Genomic DNA, 17,895 nt, shown 5'->3' on the forward strand with positions numbered 1-17,895 from the left:
CGCACACAGCCAAACACGGCAGGCTACGAAAGCTGCCGTGCCCGGCGCTCCGCATCCGCAAACATCTCGCGCAGCCGCTCCCGTTCGTCGCCGCTCAGATGTGAAGCGGCAGCCGGCATGGTTAGCACCAGTTGCAGCGTGAGCTCGCCGCGCAGGCCGTTGCGGTCCGTGAGCCCACGTCCCGGCAGACGTATTGTGCTGCCAGCATGAGCGTTCGGCGCAATCGTGATCGGCAGCGCACGGCCCAGGATTTGCGCTTCAAATTTGCCGCCAAGCGTCGCCGTTACGAAATCAACCTGAATCTCACAAGCGAGATTCAGCCCGTTGCGACGAAAAGCCGAGCCGCACACAATCGCGACCGAGAAGATCGCGTCCCCAGACGGTCCCCCATTCGGTCCGGGATGGCCTCCGCCCTCGACCACAAGACGTTGACCGTCCCACGCACCGGCGGCAACCTTGACGATCTCCGACTTCCGGTAAGTCGCGATACCCGTGCCGAGGCAGGTGGAACACCGGTCGCCGGCCAGCGGACGCCCAGTCCCCGCGCAGGCGCTGCAACGCGCACCCGAGACCGATTGGCCGCTACCGCCGCAGCGCGCGCAATCCGCGGCTTTATTCTGACACTGACGGCACGGCCCGTTCACCGCATAGCATGCTTCGACATCACCACCATGGATTGCCGCCTCGAGCGGCACGAACAGTTCGACCAGGCAGTTGGCGCCGCGCATCGGTGGCCCGCTGCGGTGCTCGCGCGACGGCGCTTCCTTCTCGCGCTCCCCGGATGCGGCCGCCGCCGGGCTGAAAGCCGGCGGCTTACGCTTGCCCATCAGAATCTCGAACGCCTCCTGAATCCGCTTGAACACAGGCTCGACCGTCGACTCGCGCCCCTTGTTGCGGTCCGGGTGATACTTCGCCCTCAACCGCCTGTATGCGCGTTTGACGTCTGCCGGTGACGCCGTGCCCGGCAATTCCAGCCGCCTGTAGTATTCCTCGAGGCTCACCCGTTTTCCCTGTTTTCTTTCTCGAAGTGCAAGTCTAGCAAGACCGCGGTGACAGGATGATGGTCCGCAATCAGGTCGCGGGACGACGCAGAAACGCCAGTAGCACGCCGAAGCCGATCATGACCGAGCCGCTCACACGATTGAACCAGCGGAATCCTCGCGAACCATTTGCGAGCATCCCAAGACGGCTTCCGATCACGGCATAGATAGCAATTGCCACGAGCTCAAGCACGAGAAAGGTCGAGCCAAGCACGGCGAAGCTCGTCGCATAGGCAGACCGATCGACAAACTGTGGGAAAAAAGCGGTGAAGACCAGAATCGCTTTTGGATTTCCGGCGGCAACCAGAAATTCCTGCTTTGCAAGCTGACGCCATTTCGGGGATGCGCGGCCGCTCTCGGCCTCTTCAGATACGCGGGAAAGAAGCGCCGGGCCCGAGCGAAAAAGTTTGATCCCGATCCATACCAGGTAGGCCGCTCCACCGAACTTCAGCACGGTAAACAACGCCTGCGAAGCAAGCAGCAACGCTCCTAGCCCCAGCCCTGCTATGGCAATCATGACGGCAAAGGCAAGCAAACGCCCAAACGCCACCGAAACGGCGCAACGTACGCCATTGCGCGCTCCGTTCGAGATGGACAGTACATTGTTTGGACCGAGCGCCATGTTGATGGCGAAGCAAGCCGGGAGAAACAGCCAGTAATTTTGCAGCGGCATGGCAAGCCTCACTCATCGTCGTGACGTGAAACGGCTAATCTATCAGAGTTGGCTTGCGCGCAGTTAGCCGCTCACGTTGAACGCGGGTGCACCGTCGACATGCGCCGGGCCTCGCCCGAATCGCTACAATCACCCAGATGAATCCCCCGCTCAAGCGCATCAGGCGCCACCCATGCTGACCTCCCACTACTGGAGCGGCGACGTCATCCGCAGCCGACGCGTGAGCGACGTCGTACTATCGGACACGCTCGACGTCCCCGAGCCCTCTCCCCATCTGCTGGCAGACTGGCAAAGAGAAATCTCGTCGAAGCTGGCTCTGGAGCCTGGCGACGTCGAGGTCATGCCCCTCGCGCGGACGCAGTTTCGCTGGCCGGCCTACACACGCTGCGTGCAGGCCGTGTCGGAGTGGACCGGCGCGCTCGGCTTGCCCGCGGTGCTCGCCTCCAGTGACATAGCCCTGATGGCCTGCCGCGGCGCGAGGTACCACCACGACGGTGCGCAATATGGCGGCGCGGCCTTCTGCAATCTGTTCCTTAGCGAGGATAGAGGGCTGGACTTGCATTTTCCGTCCCTGGACCACCGCATTCCGCTCAAGCGGGGAACAGCGGTGATATTCGATACCGCCCAGCCCCATGGCGTGATTCGGCGCGGCAGCAGCGGTTTTAACGTCGCTGACTTCGTGCCGGACCGGGATTGGATCCAGGTCTTCCTGACCTGGGAGCTTCCCATCGAAGATACCCATGTCGGAAACGCGCTTGAGGTCGCGTTCGACGTTGACGCGTCGACTCCCCTGCCGCCGGATGAAGAGCAGGTCTTGCTGGACGGTGAACCCGTCGTGGTGTGTCCCGAGTCCGGCCGTTGGTGTCGCGCCGGGTAATCGTCAAGGGCGCCTCAGACCACCTGTATGATGACGGACTGGCGCCCGACCCAAAGCCCACGCAGACGATCTGCGCCGAATGCGCACCGCCTGCTGCCGCTACGCGGCGCCCAAGCATCCATTCACGATGAACCAGAGGAACACCGCCATGACGGCCGCAACGCAATTCGACCAGGTTTCCGTTATCAAACGCGCCAACGTCTACTTCGACGGCAAGTGTGTCTCGCACACCGTGCTGTTCGCCGACGGCACGCGCAAGACGCTCGGCGTGATCCTGCCGGGTGCGCTCAACTTCGGCACAGACGCGCCGGAAATCATCGAGGTGCAAGCCGGCCAATGCCGTATTCGTCTTGACGGCAGTGACGAGTGGAAAACTTACGGCGCGGGCGAGTCGTTCTCGGTACCGGCCAAGAGCCGTTTCGATATCGACGTGATCGAAACGCTCGACTACGTCTGCAGCTATCTGTAAAGACAGACGCGTTCACGGCGCCCGGCAAAGCATGCGGCGCCGCATACTCTCCCCGTGTAACGGACGTCCCCCGCGCTCACGATAGAGAAGGATCAAGCGGCGTGTTTGCCTGCAAAAATGCCCACAGGCGCTGAGCAACCGGACCGTGTGCCCGGCCGCTGCTTCGCGCGGCAACCACCGTCTCCGTGTGGCCGGGCAGGTACCGGCCGGCAAGCGACCTGAGCGCGCCGTTACGCATTTCCTCTTCGATCAGAAAGTCCGGCAAATGCCCCCAGGCCAGGCCCTGCAGGATCACGTCCTTCTTCATGACCTGGTCCGCTACCGTGATCTGGGGCGCCCCTTCGATCACCAGAAAATTTTCGTCACGCGGCGCCCGGGCTGAATCGCGCATGACACATTGCGTATAGTCACGCAGACGTTCCGGGCGCATCTTCCTGAGCAACGACGGCGGCAGCAGCTCTCGCGAGGCCACGGGAATCAATCTCACCTTGCAAAGCGCCACCCACTCCAGCAACGGATCGGCCGGGTCGACACGGTGAAACATCAGGTCGGCATCACCCGCCCTGAGACGTTCAATAGGACCGCCGACCGTCTCGAAGTGCAAGTGCAGGCGCGTGTGCGGACACTGGGCGAAGAATCTTGCCAGTAACCCCAGCACAGCCGGACGCGGGCATAGGTCGCCTAACACCACATGCAGATCGCTCTCTTCGCCCATCGCCAGTTGGGCCGCGTAATGACGCAAGCCCTCCGCTTCACGCAGAAGCGGCTGCATGCGCTCATGAAACGAGCGCCCCGCCTCGCTTAGCTTGACGCGGTAACCGCCGCGGTCGAGCAGATTCAGCCCCGCCTGGATTTCGAGCCTCGCCACTGCGGCGAACACCGCCGGGTGAGACCGATTCAGCAGAGCCGCCGCAGCCTGGAAACTGCCGGTACGAATGACGGCGTCGAAGCACTTCAGATCATGCAGCGCGAAATCGTTCATGTCATTTTCTGTGACAAAGAATGTTCGAAGTTTGTAATTTTATTGGAATTCATTCCTGCCCATACTCCGCGCATCAACCTGTGCTGTGACAACGTGCGGCGAGTGGCGCCGCACGCTACGGCGCGTCTTTTGCGAGAGCATCATGGATAACTACTCCTACTTCACGACCTCCGACGGCGTAAGCATTGCCTACCGGATGGACGGCAACGGCCGCAAACCAGCGCTGGTGCTGTCCAATTCGATCGGCACCACGCTGGGCATGTGGAACGGGCAGGTGGCTGAGCTGAGCCGGCATTTCACCGTGTTGCGCTATGACGCCCGCGGACATGGCGCGTCGAGTGTTCCGGCGGGGCCATATGCCCTGGCGCGCCTCGGGCACGATGTGCTTGAACTGATGGATACGCTCGGCATCGGGCAAGCGCATTTCCTCGGGCTGTCGCTGGGAGGCATCGTCGGGCAGTGGCTAGGCATCCACGCGCCTGCGCGCTTCGACCGGTTCGTGTTCAGCAATACCGCGGCCTATCTTGGGCCCGCGCAAAGATGGGATACGCCAATCGCCGAAGCGCTCCAGGCCGGCGACATGAGCGCGACGGCCGAAATGTTTCTACGCAACTGGTTTCCGGCGAGCATGCTGGAAACGCCGGATCCGCAGGTGGATGTGTTCCGGGCGATGCTGCTCACGACCAATCGGCACGGCCTCGTCGGTTCGTGGCGTGCCGTGCAGGAAACCGATTTGCGGGGAGATATTGCCCGCATCACGCGGCCTTCGCTGGTAATTGCGGGCAAGCACGATACGGTGACGACGGCGAGTGACGGTGCGCAGATGGCCGAAGCGATTCCGGGCGCGCGCCTCTTTGTGCTTCCCGCTGTGCATCTTTCCAACGTCGAGTTTCCGCGCGAATTCGTCGATGCCGTTGTGGAGTTTCTGGAGTCGCCGGGAGCCTGATGGACTGCCGCGGCGAGTCACCTGGACGAAGGAAACCATTGATGCTGAGATCGGCAAGCTTCTCGCCGGCTAAGGCTCGGAATTTGGAATCCGTTTCGCCTGAGCACTCACGCTTCCCTAGTATTTATTTCCCTGTTACGCTCGCTCACGATTGTGTACAGGGGTCTCTACATACGGACGAGTCCCGGCCAAGGCCGCAAAATGACATCGCTGCCGTTTGACGCGCTGGAGCGGATCGGTACGCAGCTTGAGTACCTGAATTTTCTGCTGACTGTCTATCTGTGCTGCAAGGGGGTGGGTTACACATCGGCAGTATTTATGCGCCGTGATCCGCAGAAGAAGTTGACCCGCGAGAAGTTGGCCCAGTCTCGCGAGTCCCAACGGTGGGCCAAATCCGGAGGCAAAAGAAGATGACAACGAAGTTGATTCAACGTCTGTTGGTGGGTGCTTGTCTGCTGGTCGGTGCGGGTGCTGCGTTTGCGCAGGCTGGCAGCCCAGTTGTGAATGCCGGCATCGTGGCGAACGTTTCGGCGGCTAGCATGGACACTGACACACTGATTGCATGCGATCCGGAAATGACCAACGAACCGGGCAACTAAGCCCTTAACGAAAGCGCTCCCTCACGAGCGCCGATTCGTTTGCCCTCCTCCGGCAAGATGCCGTGGATTCGCGGCGCCGCAGAAAGATGAAGCTCACTGCGTCCGCAATTGCAGCATCGGGCCGGAGGAGGAACCTGTCCTCATGCTCATGGATTGCCCGACGCAGGCCCCCCGGCCTCCCCTGTGATCGCCTCGGCCGGCTTCATTGCGTCACATCCTTCCCGATCGAACAGCGCTGCCATTCCACACGCCGACGAATACATGCGTGAGCTGCTATGACCGACGCCGGGAACCTCCAGAACGCGCTGGCTAAAATGCGCCTGGTCTTGCGACTTGAGATAGGCGACGTAGTTTCGCCCGCGTGCGAGGCGTGTTGGCCCTTCCGCCTCGCCGCCGCATGAACGGTCCAGCTCTATGTGGTTCGGATCGTTATCGTCCAGGCCGAAGAGATACACAATGTCCTGCGCGAGGTAGTGCTTCTCCAGTTCGGATGGCGAGACCGGCTGCTCGATATACGGCGGCAGACTACCACTCAAGCCATATTCCCAGCGATTGAATCTCGGGCACTGCGATTCGCTCGTTGCAACCGGCCGCTGCGTACCGAAGTACAGATAGGACGACGGATTGGCCACCACATAACGAATCGCAATGCCGCGCGCCAGCACAGGCGCTTGCCCGCGGCCAACCGCGGCATATCGCTGGACCAACTGACCGCCGGCCGAGTGCCCGGAGAGCACGACCAGCTTGAGTGACGGGAAGAGCGTCTTGTCGGCAAGCCGCGCGAGGATGGTGTCGATCACGCTAAACGAGCTGATCGGTGCGGGCCCGTGCGCATCGTAACCGGTCTTCCAGCCATCTCGCCCCCAATGCAGCATGTCCGCGGGCAGTTGATGAGCCTGGATATCCGTAGCGGTCAGAAACTGTGGCGTGATGATAATGGCATCCTGCGCGGCAGGCCCCGCCTTGATAGCCGCGCGGTCCCCTGAAGTCAGATCGCGCCGAACCCAGCCGTGAATGACGATGACCGCACGCGTCACATCGGGCTGCGGTGTCGACCAGTCGCGCGATACATGAATCGGCACGACGCCGCGGCCCGCGGGGGCCGTAATCTCCAGGCGGCCGTCCTGAATGACGGGCACCGGCGTGCGCACCAAAGGAACATTAGCCTGCGCAGCTGAACCGGTGTCTTGTAGCGGTGTCGGATCAGCTGCAGATGCCGGGGCAACATGCAGCGCCGTCAAGAGCAGAATGGCCGATAGAAAACTGCTACGGAATGCGAATAATGTCATTATCCTTCCTCTCGTCCTGAGAAATGGCTGAGCACGCCGCGCCAAAGCGCACGCAATTCGGCCTCGCCAGGCGCCCCCGTGGCCTGAGTCCGCACGGCGGTATGGACCAGCACCAGGCCGGATTGCGGGTCCACGAAGATACGTTGGCCGTAGACGCCTTCCAGCGCGAACGCTCCACGTGTCCCGGGCATCAACCAGACTTGATACCCATATCCACCCGGATGCTCGCCCTTGTCTAGCGCAAGGAAGGAGCCTGGGGCCGCCGGCTGGGTCGCATCCAGTATCCATTGACGGGGAATGATCTGCTTGCCGTTGAATGCGCCGCCATTTGCCAGAAGCAGTCCAAACCGGGCGTAGTCGCGCAAGGTTGCGTTCAGGCAGCACCATGCGGTTTCCTGCCCAGTATCGTCCGTCACCCAGCGGGCATCGGCTTCGGCGCCCATCGGCTGCCAGATGCGCGTCTGAAGGTAGTCGGATAGTGTCGCGCCAGTCGCACGCGAGAGGACGAGGCCCAGCACTTCGGTGTCAAGACTGGCGTAACTGAAAAGCGTGTCGGGCGCAGCGACCCGCGTATTGAACTGTTTGACAACCTTGATAGGACCCGGGCCTTTTGGCGAAAGCAACTCCCTGTGCAGCATCGAATCGTCGTCGGTATCGGTGTAGTTCTGCAGGTAGCTGATTCCGGATGCCATGTGTAGCAAGGCGCGAATCGAAACCGTGCCGATTTCACTGCCTCTCAGCTCGGGCACATATACCTGGGCCGGGTCGTCGATAGAACGGATCTTGTGCTCGGACACCGCGATGCCAATCAGCATCGCGACAAAAGTCTTGGCCATGGACTCGGAGAGCAGCCGGTCACGGTCGGAGCGGCCGTATTGGTACTGCTCGAACAATATCGTGTCGTTGCGAGCGATCAACAAACCGGTCGTCGGATTGCGTGAAAGATAGTCACGCAGCGAAAAGGTCTGATTGTGGTAGCTGTAAGTGATGTCGAACGGCAGCGCCGCGCGGTTCAACTTCGATGGACTTGCGGCTTTTGCAATCAGGTTGGAGGGATAGAAGCTGTCGAAATGGCTATAGTTGCCCACTTCATTTGTCTGATGCCTGAGCGGGAGTCCGATGGGATAGCCCAGGTTCGCGCCATACGCGTCCGCGTCGGGACCGGTGTTCGAAAAGATGGGACCGGCCGCTTCTGGAGGCGAACCGTCCGCCATAGCAGCAGCGCTGCCTAGCAAGACAGCAGTAGCGAAAAGTGCCCGGCAGAGGCACCCTGAAATACCGCTCGTCTCGGGCATGGTTCGTCTCGCAGGCGGGGTTAGCCATCCTTTAACGGCGATCGAATAGAAATCCGTCGCGGATCTGCGAGATTTTTTAACGGCGGTCCCAGCCCGCCTTCCACCCTACCCGTCGTAGCCGTTGGTCTTGCCCGGCATTCCAGATGCATCGAACTCGCTGATGCTCCGCCGAACGAACAGGGACGCCAGCCAGGGCACGTGCCGCTCGTCTCCATGACCATGCATCACGTCCCGTGACACACCAGGTTCATATGGCCTATTTGCCGGCTTCGCCCGACTCAATATGCTCAGTCTTGCCTGGGGCTCGCTCACACTTATAACCAGCCCTGGTCGATCTGCTCATTCAAAGGAGTCGAAAATGTACGACTACATCATCGCATCGCATGGGGCCGCCGACTATAACCGTTCTACACAGGTCCTGCCTAACGTAAGTGTTCTCTTCTATCAGCGGTTTGGTGCCGCCATGCTCAATCAAGTGGGCCTTGCTCTCCAGTCGGCAATTGTGAACCCGGGGCATCCCAATGCCGCCAGCGTCATCAAACAGTATCCCGCGAGAGCGCTGTGGAATGGCAACCAGCAAGGTAACGCCTTCCAGCCGGAATTGAGGCTGACCGGAGAAGCCGTGTATTTCAAGTCTGGAATCGTTTGCGCCGCAACCAACGAGGTAGTGTTCAACCTCGCCCCGGACGCTTCGATCACGCTTAGCGAAGCGATTGCAATAATTCGAGCCCACGCAGACAAAACTTTCACGCAGGGATGTGATGTGCGGGTTCACTGCCTCTTTTGTTTGTAAAGAAAGCCGTGACCTTCACGACGTTCCCGGAAGCAAGCTTCCGGGAACGTCCTGCGGTAAAACTAGACCCCGCTGCCCCCCACCGTCTTGATACTCTTCCATTGCCCCTGCTCCACCTGGAAAAGCGTGTAAGGCGGCTTGATCAAATCGCCATACGGATCAAAGGTAATCTTGCCCGTCACACCGGTGACCGTGACTTTCGCGAGACTATCGACGATCTTCGCACGATCGAGCGAATCCGCACTATGAATAGCCTTGATCAACGCAAGCGCCGCGTCATACGCAAACGGCGCATACAGTTCGACATCCTGGTTAAAGCGCGCCTTGTAACGCTTGCCGAAATCCTGCGCAGCGGGAAGCTTGTCGAGTGCGGGGCCGGGTTCCAGATCTTGCGTACCGTCCCCCGCCGTACCGGCAATCTGCAGGAATGCATTGCTCTTCAATGCGCCTGCACCGAACAACTGGGTGTTCATGCCTAGCGAGCGCATCTGCTTGACCAGCATCGCACCCTGCTCATCCAGGCCACCAAAGAAAAGCAGATCAATGTTCTTGCTCTTGAGCGTAGTCAGGATGGAGCGGAAGTCGACGGCCTTGTCGTTGGTGAACTCGCGGTCAACCACATTGCCGCCCGCTTCCTTGACGCCTTTTTCGAAAGCGTTGGCAAGCCCCTCTCCAAACGCCGTGCGATCGTCGATGATCGCGATACGCTTGGCCTTCATCTGCTCAACCACGAAATGACCCGCGACAACACCGCCAATGCCGTCGTGCCCCATGGTCCGGAACACGTTCTTGTAGCCCTGCTTCGTCAGGTCCGGATTCGTGGACCCCGGCGTGATCATGGCGACGTCCGCCTGATGGTAAACCGCGGAGGCCGGAATGCTGCAGCCCGAGTTGTAGTGGCCGATCACGCCCACCACACCGTCATCGACCAGCTTCTGCGCAACCTGCACGGCTACATGCGGGTCCGCCTGATCGTCCTGCACGTCGAGCACGAACGTGACCGGCTTGCCACCGACCGTAGGGTGCCTAGCGTTTTCCTCGTCGAGCGCCAGTTGCGCGCCGTATTGCAGATCCTTGCCGACGCGGGCCACCGGCCCGGTCAACGGTCCGACAAAACCAATCTTGACAACTTCGGGATCGGCAGCCCACGACGACGTCATTTGCGTGGCTAGCGCGCAGACGGCCAAACTCAACAGCCAATAACGGCGATTCATGATGCGCTCCTTGGGAGATTTAACGTCGCGCTTTCTCCAGGTCTATCGGTTCGATGCGCGACGCGTCGATACCGTCCTGTGAATCCTTAGCCTAGAACCTCGGCCGGCCCATGTACGACTCCAGCCGGCCGGTGGAACCGCGTGGCCGCGTACGGTGCGAGATCGAGCGGCGCGGCGCGTCCCGCCACCAGGTCGGCAACGATGCGGCCGCTGATACCCGCCAGCGTGAGTCCAAGATGCTGGTGACCGAATGCATAGATCACGCGTTCGCTGGCGCTCGAGCAGCCGAGTACCGGCACGCCGTCCGGCAAGGTCGGACGAAAGCCAAGCCAACTGCTGTCGGGTTTGCCGAGCTCAGGCAACGCGCGCTTCGACGAAAACGTCAGCAAATCGAGCAGCGAGGCATTGCGTGTGTCCGTGAAGCCGCCCAGCTCGACGGTGCCCGCGACGCGAAGGCCGTCGCTCATCGGCGTCATATAGAAGCCGCGTTCGGCCCAGCCGACGGGGCGCGAAATCAGTTGCTGCATGCCCGGGTAACGCACGTGATAGCCGCGCTCGGTATCCAGCGGCACGCTGTCGCCGCACTGTCTGGCGAACTGCGCAGAGCGCGCGCCGGTGGCGATCACCGCATGGCCAAAGCGTCGGGGGACACCGTCGACGCTCAGAACCACGCCGTCCGCCGCCGGCTGCACGGCGCTGACGGCTGAGCGTTCCAGCGTCAGGCCTTGCGCCGCGAGCCGTTCGTAGAGCGTCTGCAAAAAACCCTGCGGACTGGCGAAATGCCAGCTATCGCTGAACAGCACACCACGCTCGAAAATCGGCGCCAGCGAAGGTTCGAGCGCGCGAACCTCGTCGCCTGGCAACACGTCGAAGACGACGCCGAGCTGACGGCGCTGATCGAGGGCAGCCCGCGCCGCATCGAACGAAGCCGCACTGGAATACAGATAAAGACACTCGCGCGGCCGAACGAAGCGGGCCAGCTCCGCAGCTTCAAGAAGCGGCGCGTAGCCGTCCTGCGCGTGGCGCAGCAACGCAGCCAGCGCTGACGCGCTGGCTGCACTGCGGCGTGGCAGCGAACTCATCATGAAGCGCACGAGCCACGGTGCAAGGTGCGGCAGATATCCCCAGCGCAAGCGGAACGGACTTTGGTTCGATAGCAGAAAGCGCGGCAGATCGCGGAATACCGACGGGTTGTTCACCGGAATGCACGCGTAGTGCGCAAACGTCCCGGCATTGCCGAACGACGCCCCCTGCCCGACGCCGGATGGATCGAACAGCGTGACGCAGTGCCCCTCGCGCATCAGCGAGGCGGCGCTCGCAAGGCCGATAAAACCCGCACCCACGATGGCGATATTGGACATTACGCCTGCCCTTCCGGCGCACGTTCGCCGTCCGTCAAACCGTATTCATGGCCCTGCGCAACGCTCATCGGAACACTCCTGCTGACCGGTTTCTCGACCGTGCCCGCTGGCGCCAAAGCAGCCGCCACCAGACAAACCATGACAGCTAGAATCACACAACAATTTTTTGTGTGCAAATAAAAAGCATATTGTGTGGCCCTGGCATTTTCCCTGGATGGCCTCTGGTGTGTTCTTTGCTGTGACCGCGGCGGGCCGCCGGGTCAGGTCTGGAAAGGTTGCAGCGGAACGCTAGTGGTATAAAATCTGGCCAACTCCGCACAATTGCGGACAAAGCTGGTTTTGTATGGAGACATCCATTCTTATGGCTTCTGGGAAAAACGCGGCACGCGCCACCTATGTCGAGGTGTCCAGCTCGATCGAAAATGAGATTCGCAGCGGTGTGTATCCCCCGGGCAGCCGCCTGCCGCCCCAGCGGCAACTCGCCACCGAGTTGGGGATCAACGTCTCGACGGTGTCGCGGGCCTACAAGGAATTGCAGTTGCGCGGGCTGGTAATAGGCAGCAAGCGGCGCGGCTCGCTCGTCACGGGCGGCGCGATGCCGAGCGTCGAGCCCGCCCAGGGCGCCAGCAATGCCGCGATCGACCTGACCGTCAATCGACCGGCCACCGGCGAATTTCTGGCCTGCCTTGCGCGCACCCTCGCGGAATTACCGCGCGACCCACGCTATGCGCAACTGCAGGAATACCAGCCGCCGCAGGGGCCGTCATGGGCGCGCGCTGCGGGCGCCCGCTGGATGGCGGCGCCGGGTTTCGAGCCGGCGGCCGATCACGTCGTCGTAACCAGTGGTGCGCAGCACGGGCTATATGCAGTGCTAAACAGTCTGATCGGCACAGATGGCGTCATCCTTGCCGATCAACTCACCTACTACGGACTGAAGGCGCTCGCGCCGGTGTTCCAGTTTGAGATTGTCGGCATCCCGAGCGATGCCGATGGCCTCTTGACCGACGAGGTCGAGCGCGCATGCAGGCGTATGCCGGTGAAGGCCATTTTCACGGTGCCGAATCTGCAAAACCCCACCGTCATTACGATGAGCCTTGAGCGCCGCATGGCGCTCGTCGACATTGCGCGCCGCCACGCCGTGGCGATCATCGAAGACGATGTGTATGGACCGCTGGTGTCGCAACGCCTGCCGACCATCGCCAGTCTCTGCCCGGAACTGACGTTTCACATTGCCGCGACCTCGAAAATCCTCGCGCCGGGGTTGCGGCTCGGCTATCTGCTCAGCCCGCCGGACAGCTCCGCATTGTGTGCGGAAGCGGTGCGCACCACCGCATGGATGCCGGCGCCACTGTCGATGCTGATCGCGTCGGTGTGGATCGAGGACGGCACCGCGCGCCACATCATGAACGCGCAGCTCGCCGAAATCCGCGCCCGCCAGGACCTGGCGCGCGAGTTGCTGCCGCAAGCGTTGCTGCAGACCGATCCGGCATGTATGTTCGTGTGGCTCAAGTTGCCGCCGCCATGGCGCGCCGACGATTTTGCGGCCAATGCAAAGGCGCGTGGCGTGGTGGTGATGCCGTCGTCGGCATTTGCCGTAGACCGCTCGGAGATTGAACACGGCGTGCGGATCAACCTCGCCTGTGCGGCGAGCCGTGACCAACTGGTGAGCGCGTTAAGGCTGCTGACGTCAACGCTCAAGGATCGTCCCAGAGCGCTGTTCGGGACGATCTAGTGAGATCATGCGGTGCAGTGCTGTGCTGTGCGCCATGTGAACCCACAACGCCGAAGGAGACCGCCTTGAAACTCATTGCCACGATCGCGATACTTTGCGCATTCGCCGCAACGCCTGCCTTCGCCAGCAACGTCGGCTTCGAGGAGGTCAAGATAACGAATGGCGAGGAACCGCCTCTCACGGCTGGGATCTGGTATCCGACCGACGCACCGGCAAGCTTGCACGCCTTGGGCACATTCACGCAGAACGTGGCGCCGGGGGGCCCGATAGCCGGCGATAACCTGCCGCTGGTCGTCATCTCGCACGGCGGCGCCGGCTCCTACGAGGGTCACTACGACACGGCGCTCGCGTTGGCCCATGCGGGCTTCGTCGCAGCAGCGATCAGTCACGCCGGCGACACCTTCGACGATCAGAGTCACGTCCTGCAACTGTGGCGCCGCCCCGCCCAGCTTCATCGCCTGGTGGACTATATGCTTGAAGAGTGGCATTGGCACGCGCAGTTGAATGCGGTACGCATCGGCGCGTTCGGCTTTTCCAACGGCGGCTTCACCGTGCTTGTCGCCGCCGGCGGAGTGCCTGACCTTGCCGCAATCGCCCCATACTGCGAAGCTCACCCGGACCATGATCTGTGCGAGGCGCTCAAGCAAGGCGGTATCGATCCTCATCTAGGCAAGGATATTCCAGCAGACGTCTGGGTACACGATCCTCGTATCAACGCGCTGGTTATCGCAGCGCCTGCATTCGGCTTTGCCTTTAACCGCGCGGGGCTAAGCAACGTGCGTGCGCCGATCCAGCTTTGGCGTGCTGCCGACGATCGTCATCAGCCGAATCCCTACTACGATGAGGCGATACGCGCCGCCCTCCCTCAAGCGCCCGAATATCACGTGGTCCCCAACGCGGGCCACTACGACTTCCTGCCTCCTTGCGACGCGCGCCACGCCCGCATTGCGCCAGCAATCTGCAAAAGCCTGCCGGGGTTCGACCGCGCGGCGTTCCATGAAGAATTCAATGCCGACATGGTGCGGTTTTTCAAGGCCACGTTGCTATAGCGGCGGTGAAGCATCCATGACGCAGCCTTGCTGCGCGACCCCTCGGCACATTTGCGCAATACCAAACGCAGCATCAGGCGATGGCCGTTTTCAGCGTCGCAATGTCGCGCCTGGGCGGTGCGCCAAACATGCGCGAATATTCACGGCTGAATTGCGACGCGCTTTCATAGCCGACCTGATAGGCGGCCACCTCGGCAGTCGCCGTGCCTGTCACCATCAGGTGACGCGCTTCGAGCAAGCGCAACTGCTTCTGGTATTGCAACGGGGTCATGGACGTCAGCGCCTTGAACTGCCGGTGAAACGCCGAAGGGCTCATTTGCGCCACGGCTGCCAGTTCCTTGATGCGTACGGTCTCGGCGAACTGGTCGCGTAACGCATGGATCGCGCTCACGACTCGCTGCGCGTGGCTGTTTGCAAGCACGACCCTGGCGACCTCGCTGCCATGAGGTCCTGTGAGCAGCCAGTAGCAGATTTCCCGCATGGCCAGCGGCGCGAGGATGGGAATGGCTTGCGGCGTATCGAGCAGGCGCACCATGCGCAGCACGCAATCAGCGAGCGGGCCTTCGAAATCAGTGACAAAAACACCGTGCTCGAGATGGGTCTCCGGCCTGGGCGGTGTGTCGAGGCGCTCCATGACATCGCGCATGACCGCAAGGTCGAATTCAATCACCACGCCGAGGTACGGCTCGGCCGGGCTCGCCTTCACCACCCTGCCGAATGCCGGCATCTCGACGCTGACAACGAGAGCCTGCCCCGCCCGGTAGTCATACCGCCTGTCACCGAACATGCTCCACTTGGCGCCTTGCACGACGACACAAAGGGCCGGCCGCATGATCATATGGGAAGGCAGTTTTTCCCGATCCGATCTGAGGATCACCATTCCCTCAATCGCCGTCGCAAATGGGCTCGCCTCTTTCGCGTGTTCGTCCGTATAGCGTTTGAGGGCTTCAACCAGGGCGTTTGACATCGGAACCTCTCCACTGCGCTCACATTCCCGCATGTTACCGCCACTCGCGCGCGCAGGCAGACGGCCGGGCAGGATTAGGCAAGAAGCGAAGCAGTTCGGGCATTCAGCGGCCGGGGCGGCGGGAATACGCTTGCATCCATCCAACCCGAAGTGGAGCATGAGATGACAGCAGGACATTCAGCAGACGCCGCAGCGAAGATCGCCATTATCACCGGCGGGAGCCGCGGCCTGGGCCGCAACACGGTAGTTCACCTCGCCCAGCGCGGGGTCAGTTCCATTTTCACCTACCGCGCCAATCGCGCAGAAGCCGAAAAAGTGGTGAGCCTGGTCGCGGACGAGGGGCAACGAGCCATTGCACTGCCGCTCGATACCGGCAAGGTAAGCACGTTCGACTCATTCGCCGGACAGGTGCGGGAGTCACTTGCGCAATTAGGCGCTGAGCGTTTCGATTACCTCGTCAACAACGCCGGCACTTCGCACCACATGCCGTTCGACAAGACCAGCGAGGAAGAACTGGACAGCCTCTACAACGTCCATTTCAAAGGCGTGTTTTTTCTGACGCAGAAGCTCTTGCCGCTCATCAATGACGGCGGCCGCATTGTGAATATCTCTTCGGGACTGACCCGCGTCGCCTTTCCGGGCAGCTCGTCCTATGCGTCCATGAAAGGCGCAGTCGAGGTGCTGACCCGCTATCTTGCGAAGGAGCTCGGTCCGCGCCGCATCGCCGTCAATACCGTCGCGCCCGGCGCAGTGGCTACCGATTTCAGCGGCGGCATGGTGCGCGACAATCCCGAGATCAACAAGCGCATCGCGGATGCGACGGCGTTGGGTCGCGCGGGCTTGCCGGATGATATCGGCCCCATGATCGCAGCGCTGCTTTCCGAAGACAACCGCTGGGTCAACGCCCAGCGTATTGAAGTCTCCGGCGGCCTGATGATCTAGCCAATAACCCCAGCGGATCAGCAGGCAGGCTCAGGCACTCAGGCGTACTGCTTGAGTTCCACCATGTTTGCGATCCGCGCCGGATGCTCGATCATCAATTCTTTTAGCGTCGACTGCGGCAACCACGACCACAGCCTCTTGCTCAACCACAATCTGGACCGCGTGCGCGGAATGAACCAGCTCACGCCTTCCGCCATCTTCTGCGCCTCGCTGACAAACTCGCGCATGGCCGCCTCGTACTTCGCAAACGCAGTGGCATAGTCATCGCCGGCCAGCTTAAGCTCACCGGCCAATAGATACGCCCCAACCATGGCAATGCTCGTGCCCATGCCTGACATCGGCGATGCACAAGCCGCGGCGTCTCCAAGCAAGACCACGCGCCCCCTCGACCAGGTGTCCATCTTGACCTGGCTTAAGGAGTCGAAATAGAAATCCGGCGCGTCATCCATCATTTGCAGCATGCGCCGCGCTTCCCATTGGACATCCGCGAAGGTCTCGCGCAAAAGCGCTTTCTGCGCAGCCACATCACGCCGGTCGTAGTTCAGCTTCCCGGAGGCGAAACTGAACGAGGCCTTGGCCACCCCCTCGCGCTTCGCACCGAAACAACTGACGCGCTTGCCGAGTTCGGTATAGGTGGCCGCCGCATCCCCAAGGTTCAGGAAATCCGGCACCGTGAAAATGGCAATGTAATAGCCCATGTGCTGCACGAACTTCGATTCTTCGCCGAAGGCAATGGCTCGCACATTCGAATGCAGCCCATCCGCCCCAACCACGATGTCGAACCCGCGAGTCTTGCCGCTGGCGAAGGAGACTTCCACACTATCGGCCCGTTGCTCGATCGACTGAATCGAATCGCCAAACAGATACTGCGCGCGACTGCTCGCCGCTTCATGCAAAACCGCCGCCAGGTCACCGCGCAAAATTTCCAGCTCGCCACTGGTAAAGCCATCCGGCAACTTCGCCACGACCTTGTTTTTCTTGTCCACCATGGTGATCGAACTGGTACGGGTCTCGCGAGACTTGACTGCATCGAAGAGCCGCATACTTTCAAGCACGCGCACGGCGCTCCCGCGAAAGTCCACGGCGTAACCCCCTGGGCGGATATCCGGCGCCCGCTCCACCACCGTAACGTCGAAGCCGTACTCGCCCAGCCAGTATGCAAGCGCCGGCCCCGCCACGCTTGCGCCCGAAATCAAGACCCGCTTCGTCATGGATGCACCTGTTCCCCGGATGGATGCCTATCTTCGATGCGGCTCCGGCCCCTCGAAGACATGCGTTTGGCATAACGAGTGTAGGGCTTGCCGCCCTGATCACTCTTTCATCGCATGAAGCGAACGTTACATGAAGCGATCGCTTCATGCAAGACTTCGCGTGAACTGACAAAGACGATATTCACGCCGCCCGGCCACTGGTTGGCTCGAATAAGCACGCGGAGTTGTTTCTCTAGCGAGGCGGGCAACATTATTTCGCTGATTCGGGTTCGCGGTCATATGAACCAAAAAGCGACCCAAAGCGCCCCAAAAAGCCGCATTTATTTCGCTGCGAATCGCAAGTTTTATCAAGCCGAAAAAAATTGTTTCGTTTAGCGTCCTCGCGGGCGCTAATCAGGCAGTGCCGGTTATTGGAAATTCAGCGAAATCGGCGCATTGCCCGAACCTTACGAAATA

Annotated in this window: 18 protein-coding genes; 9 read left to right on the top strand and 9 right to left on the bottom strand. The window is 61.3% G+C overall.

Annotated elements, in window-relative coordinates:
* Window positions 1-23 precede the first annotated feature (23 nt).
* A complete protein-coding gene (locus FFS45_RS00175) occupies window positions 24-1,001 on the bottom strand; it encodes a DnaJ C-terminal domain-containing protein (protein WP_137952680.1) in 978 nt (325 codons plus the stop codon).
* Window positions 1,002-1,071: 70 nt separating this feature from the next.
* Window positions 1,072-1,713, bottom strand: coding sequence for a LysE family translocator (locus tag FFS45_RS00180; protein ID WP_137952681.1), 642 nt, complete (start codon window positions 1,711-1,713; stop codon window positions 1,072-1,074).
* A gap of 172 nt (window positions 1,714-1,885) precedes the next feature.
* Here FFS45_RS00180 and FFS45_RS00185 point away from each other — a divergent pair, with 172 nt between their 5' ends.
* Both FFS45_RS00185 and FFS45_RS00190 read left to right on the top strand, forming a co-directional pair.
* On the top strand, window positions 1,886-2,590 hold the full coding sequence (locus FFS45_RS00185) for a hypothetical protein (RefSeq protein ID WP_137952682.1): 705 nt from the start codon (window positions 1,886-1,888) through the stop codon (window positions 2,588-2,590).
* Between the two features lie 148 nt (window positions 2,591-2,738).
* Window positions 2,739-3,059, top strand: a complete 321-nt coding sequence (locus FFS45_RS00190) for a pyrimidine/purine nucleoside phosphorylase (protein ID WP_137952683.1) — start codon at window positions 2,739-2,741, stop codon at window positions 3,057-3,059.
* A gap of 76 nt (window positions 3,060-3,135) precedes the next feature.
* Here FFS45_RS00190 and FFS45_RS00195 read toward each other — a convergent pair whose 3' ends face one another.
* Entirely contained in the window at window positions 3,136-4,041 is a 906-nt protein-coding gene (locus FFS45_RS00195) for a LysR family transcriptional regulator (RefSeq protein ID WP_137952684.1), read from the bottom strand.
* 142 nt (window positions 4,042-4,183) lie between these two features.
* Between FFS45_RS00195 and FFS45_RS00200 the strand changes: the two genes are divergently transcribed.
* The 3 genes from FFS45_RS00200 to FFS45_RS00210 all read left to right on the top strand — a co-directional run bounded on the left by FFS45_RS00200 (window position 4,184) and on the right by FFS45_RS00210 (window position 5,586).
* Window positions 4,184-4,987 (top strand): alpha/beta fold hydrolase, encoded by an 804-nt coding sequence (locus FFS45_RS00200; RefSeq protein WP_137952685.1) that lies wholly within the window; start codon window positions 4,184-4,186, stop codon window positions 4,985-4,987.
* A gap of 201 nt (window positions 4,988-5,188) precedes the next feature.
* Window positions 5,189-5,401, top strand: coding sequence for a hypothetical protein (locus tag FFS45_RS00205; protein ID WP_137952686.1), 213 nt, complete (start codon window positions 5,189-5,191; stop codon window positions 5,399-5,401).
* Window positions 5,398-5,586 (top strand): hypothetical protein, encoded by a 189-nt coding sequence (locus tag FFS45_RS00210; RefSeq protein ID WP_137952687.1) that lies wholly within the window; start codon window positions 5,398-5,400, stop codon window positions 5,584-5,586. Before FFS45_RS00205 ends, FFS45_RS00210 begins: the two co-directional genes overlap by 4 nt.
* Before the next feature lie 146 nt (window positions 5,587-5,732).
* On the opposite strand, the gene FFS45_RS00215 is transcribed toward FFS45_RS00210, so the two are convergent.
* Window positions 5,733-6,875, bottom strand: a complete 1,143-nt coding sequence (locus tag FFS45_RS00215) for an alpha/beta hydrolase (RefSeq protein WP_212745674.1) — start codon at window positions 6,873-6,875, stop codon at window positions 5,733-5,735.
* A complete protein-coding gene (locus tag FFS45_RS00220; protein WP_137952688.1) occupies window positions 6,875-8,089 on the bottom strand; it encodes a serine hydrolase in 1,215 nt (404 codons plus the stop codon). The genes FFS45_RS00215 and FFS45_RS00220 overlap by 1 nt, the downstream gene beginning before the upstream one ends.
* Before the next feature lie 439 nt (window positions 8,090-8,528).
* On the opposite strand from FFS45_RS00220, the gene FFS45_RS00225 reads away from it, so the two are divergent.
* Entirely contained in the window at window positions 8,529-8,963 is a 435-nt protein-coding gene (locus FFS45_RS00225) for a hypothetical protein (protein ID WP_137952689.1), read from the top strand.
* Window positions 8,964-9,025: 62 nt separating this feature from the next.
* On the opposite strand, the gene FFS45_RS00230 is transcribed toward FFS45_RS00225, so the two are convergent.
* Together FFS45_RS00230 and FFS45_RS00235 are read right to left on the bottom strand one after the other, a co-directional pair.
* Window positions 9,026-10,177: a branched-chain amino acid ABC transporter substrate-binding protein gene (locus tag FFS45_RS00230; protein ID WP_137952690.1), complete on the bottom strand. Its 1,152-nt coding sequence runs from the start codon at window positions 10,175-10,177 to the stop codon at window positions 9,026-9,028.
* 86 nt (window positions 10,178-10,263) lie between these two features.
* The gene (locus tag FFS45_RS00235) at window positions 10,264-11,538 is read right to left on the bottom strand and encodes an FAD-binding oxidoreductase (protein ID WP_137952691.1); all 1,275 of its coding nucleotides are present in this window, start codon (window positions 11,536-11,538) and stop codon (window positions 10,264-10,266) included.
* Window positions 11,539-11,899: 361 nt separating this feature from the next.
* Between FFS45_RS00235 and FFS45_RS00240 the strand changes: the two genes are divergently transcribed.
* Both FFS45_RS00240 and FFS45_RS00245 read left to right on the top strand, forming a co-directional pair.
* Entirely contained in the window at window positions 11,900-13,270 is a 1,371-nt protein-coding gene (locus FFS45_RS00240; protein ID WP_249362491.1) for a PLP-dependent aminotransferase family protein, read from the top strand.
* 65 nt (window positions 13,271-13,335) lie between these two features.
* Window positions 13,336-14,319 carry a dienelactone hydrolase gene (locus FFS45_RS00245; protein ID WP_212745675.1) on the top strand — a complete coding sequence of 328 codons (984 nt, stop codon included), beginning with the start codon at window positions 13,336-13,338 and terminating at the stop codon, window positions 14,317-14,319.
* 73 nt (window positions 14,320-14,392) lie between these two features.
* Here FFS45_RS00245 and FFS45_RS00250 read toward each other — a convergent pair whose 3' ends face one another.
* Window positions 14,393-15,286 carry an AraC family transcriptional regulator gene (locus FFS45_RS00250; RefSeq protein ID WP_137952693.1) on the bottom strand — a complete coding sequence of 298 codons (894 nt, stop codon included), beginning with the start codon at window positions 15,284-15,286 and terminating at the stop codon, window positions 14,393-14,395.
* 162 nt (window positions 15,287-15,448) lie between these two features.
* Between FFS45_RS00250 and FFS45_RS00255 the strand changes: the two genes are divergently transcribed.
* Window positions 15,449-16,228 carry an SDR family oxidoreductase gene (locus FFS45_RS00255; protein WP_137952694.1) on the top strand — a complete coding sequence of 260 codons (780 nt, stop codon included), beginning with the start codon at window positions 15,449-15,451 and terminating at the stop codon, window positions 16,226-16,228.
* A gap of 38 nt (window positions 16,229-16,266) precedes the next feature.
* Here FFS45_RS00255 and FFS45_RS00260 read toward each other — a convergent pair whose 3' ends face one another.
* On the bottom strand, window positions 16,267-17,439 hold the full coding sequence (locus FFS45_RS00260) for an FAD-dependent monooxygenase (RefSeq protein WP_137952695.1): 1,173 nt from the start codon (window positions 17,437-17,439) through the stop codon (window positions 16,267-16,269).
* Window positions 17,440-17,895 lie beyond the last annotated feature (456 nt).

The organism is Burkholderia sp. 4M9327F10, from assembly GCF_005503145.1.
Lineage (GTDB): Bacteria > Pseudomonadota > Gammaproteobacteria > Burkholderiales > Burkholderiaceae > Paraburkholderia.

Excerpts from the sequence above, each read along its gene's own strand:
- FFS45_RS00210 (WP_137952687.1), top strand. The coding sequence starts at position 5,398 with ATGACAACGAAGTTGATTCAACGTCTGTTGGTGGGTGCTTGTCTGCTG.
- FFS45_RS00220 (WP_137952688.1), bottom strand. The coding sequence starts at position 8,089 with ATGGCGGACGGTTCGCCTCCAGAAGCGGCCGGTCCCATCTTTTCGAAC.
- FFS45_RS00185 (WP_137952682.1), top strand. The coding sequence starts at position 1,886 with ATGCTGACCTCCCACTACTGGAGCGGCGACGTCATCCGCAGCCGACGC.
- FFS45_RS00255 (WP_137952694.1), top strand. The coding sequence starts at position 15,449 with ATGACAGCAGGACATTCAGCAGACGCCGCAGCGAAGATCGCCATTATC.
- FFS45_RS00205 (WP_137952686.1), top strand. The coding sequence starts at position 5,189 with ATGACATCGCTGCCGTTTGACGCGCTGGAGCGGATCGGTACGCAGCTT.
- FFS45_RS00230 (WP_137952690.1), bottom strand. The coding sequence starts at position 10,177 with ATGAATCGCCGTTATTGGCTGTTGAGTTTGGCCGTCTGCGCGCTAGCC.
- FFS45_RS00260 (WP_137952695.1), bottom strand. The coding sequence starts at position 17,439 with ATGACGAAGCGGGTCTTGATTTCGGGCGCAAGCGTGGCGGGGCCGGCG.
- FFS45_RS00225 (WP_137952689.1), top strand. The coding sequence starts at position 8,529 with ATGTACGACTACATCATCGCATCGCATGGGGCCGCCGACTATAACCGT.
- FFS45_RS00240 (WP_249362491.1), top strand. The coding sequence starts at position 11,900 with ATGGCTTCTGGGAAAAACGCGGCACGCGCCACCTATGTCGAGGTGTCC.
- FFS45_RS00190 (WP_137952683.1), top strand. The coding sequence starts at position 2,739 with ATGACGGCCGCAACGCAATTCGACCAGGTTTCCGTTATCAAACGCGCC.
- FFS45_RS00195 (WP_137952684.1), bottom strand. The coding sequence starts at position 4,041 with ATGAACGATTTCGCGCTGCATGATCTGAAGTGCTTCGACGCCGTCATT.
- FFS45_RS00250 (WP_137952693.1), bottom strand. The coding sequence starts at position 15,286 with ATGTCAAACGCCCTGGTTGAAGCCCTCAAACGCTATACGGACGAACAC.
- FFS45_RS00200 (WP_137952685.1), top strand. The coding sequence starts at position 4,184 with ATGGATAACTACTCCTACTTCACGACCTCCGACGGCGTAAGCATTGCC.
- FFS45_RS00215 (WP_212745674.1), bottom strand. The coding sequence starts at position 6,875 with ATGACATTATTCGCATTCCGTAGCAGTTTTCTATCGGCCATTCTGCTC.
- FFS45_RS00235 (WP_137952691.1), bottom strand. The coding sequence starts at position 11,538 with ATGTCCAATATCGCCATCGTGGGTGCGGGTTTTATCGGCCTTGCGAGC.
- FFS45_RS00180 (WP_137952681.1), bottom strand. The coding sequence starts at position 1,713 with ATGCCGCTGCAAAATTACTGGCTGTTTCTCCCGGCTTGCTTCGCCATC.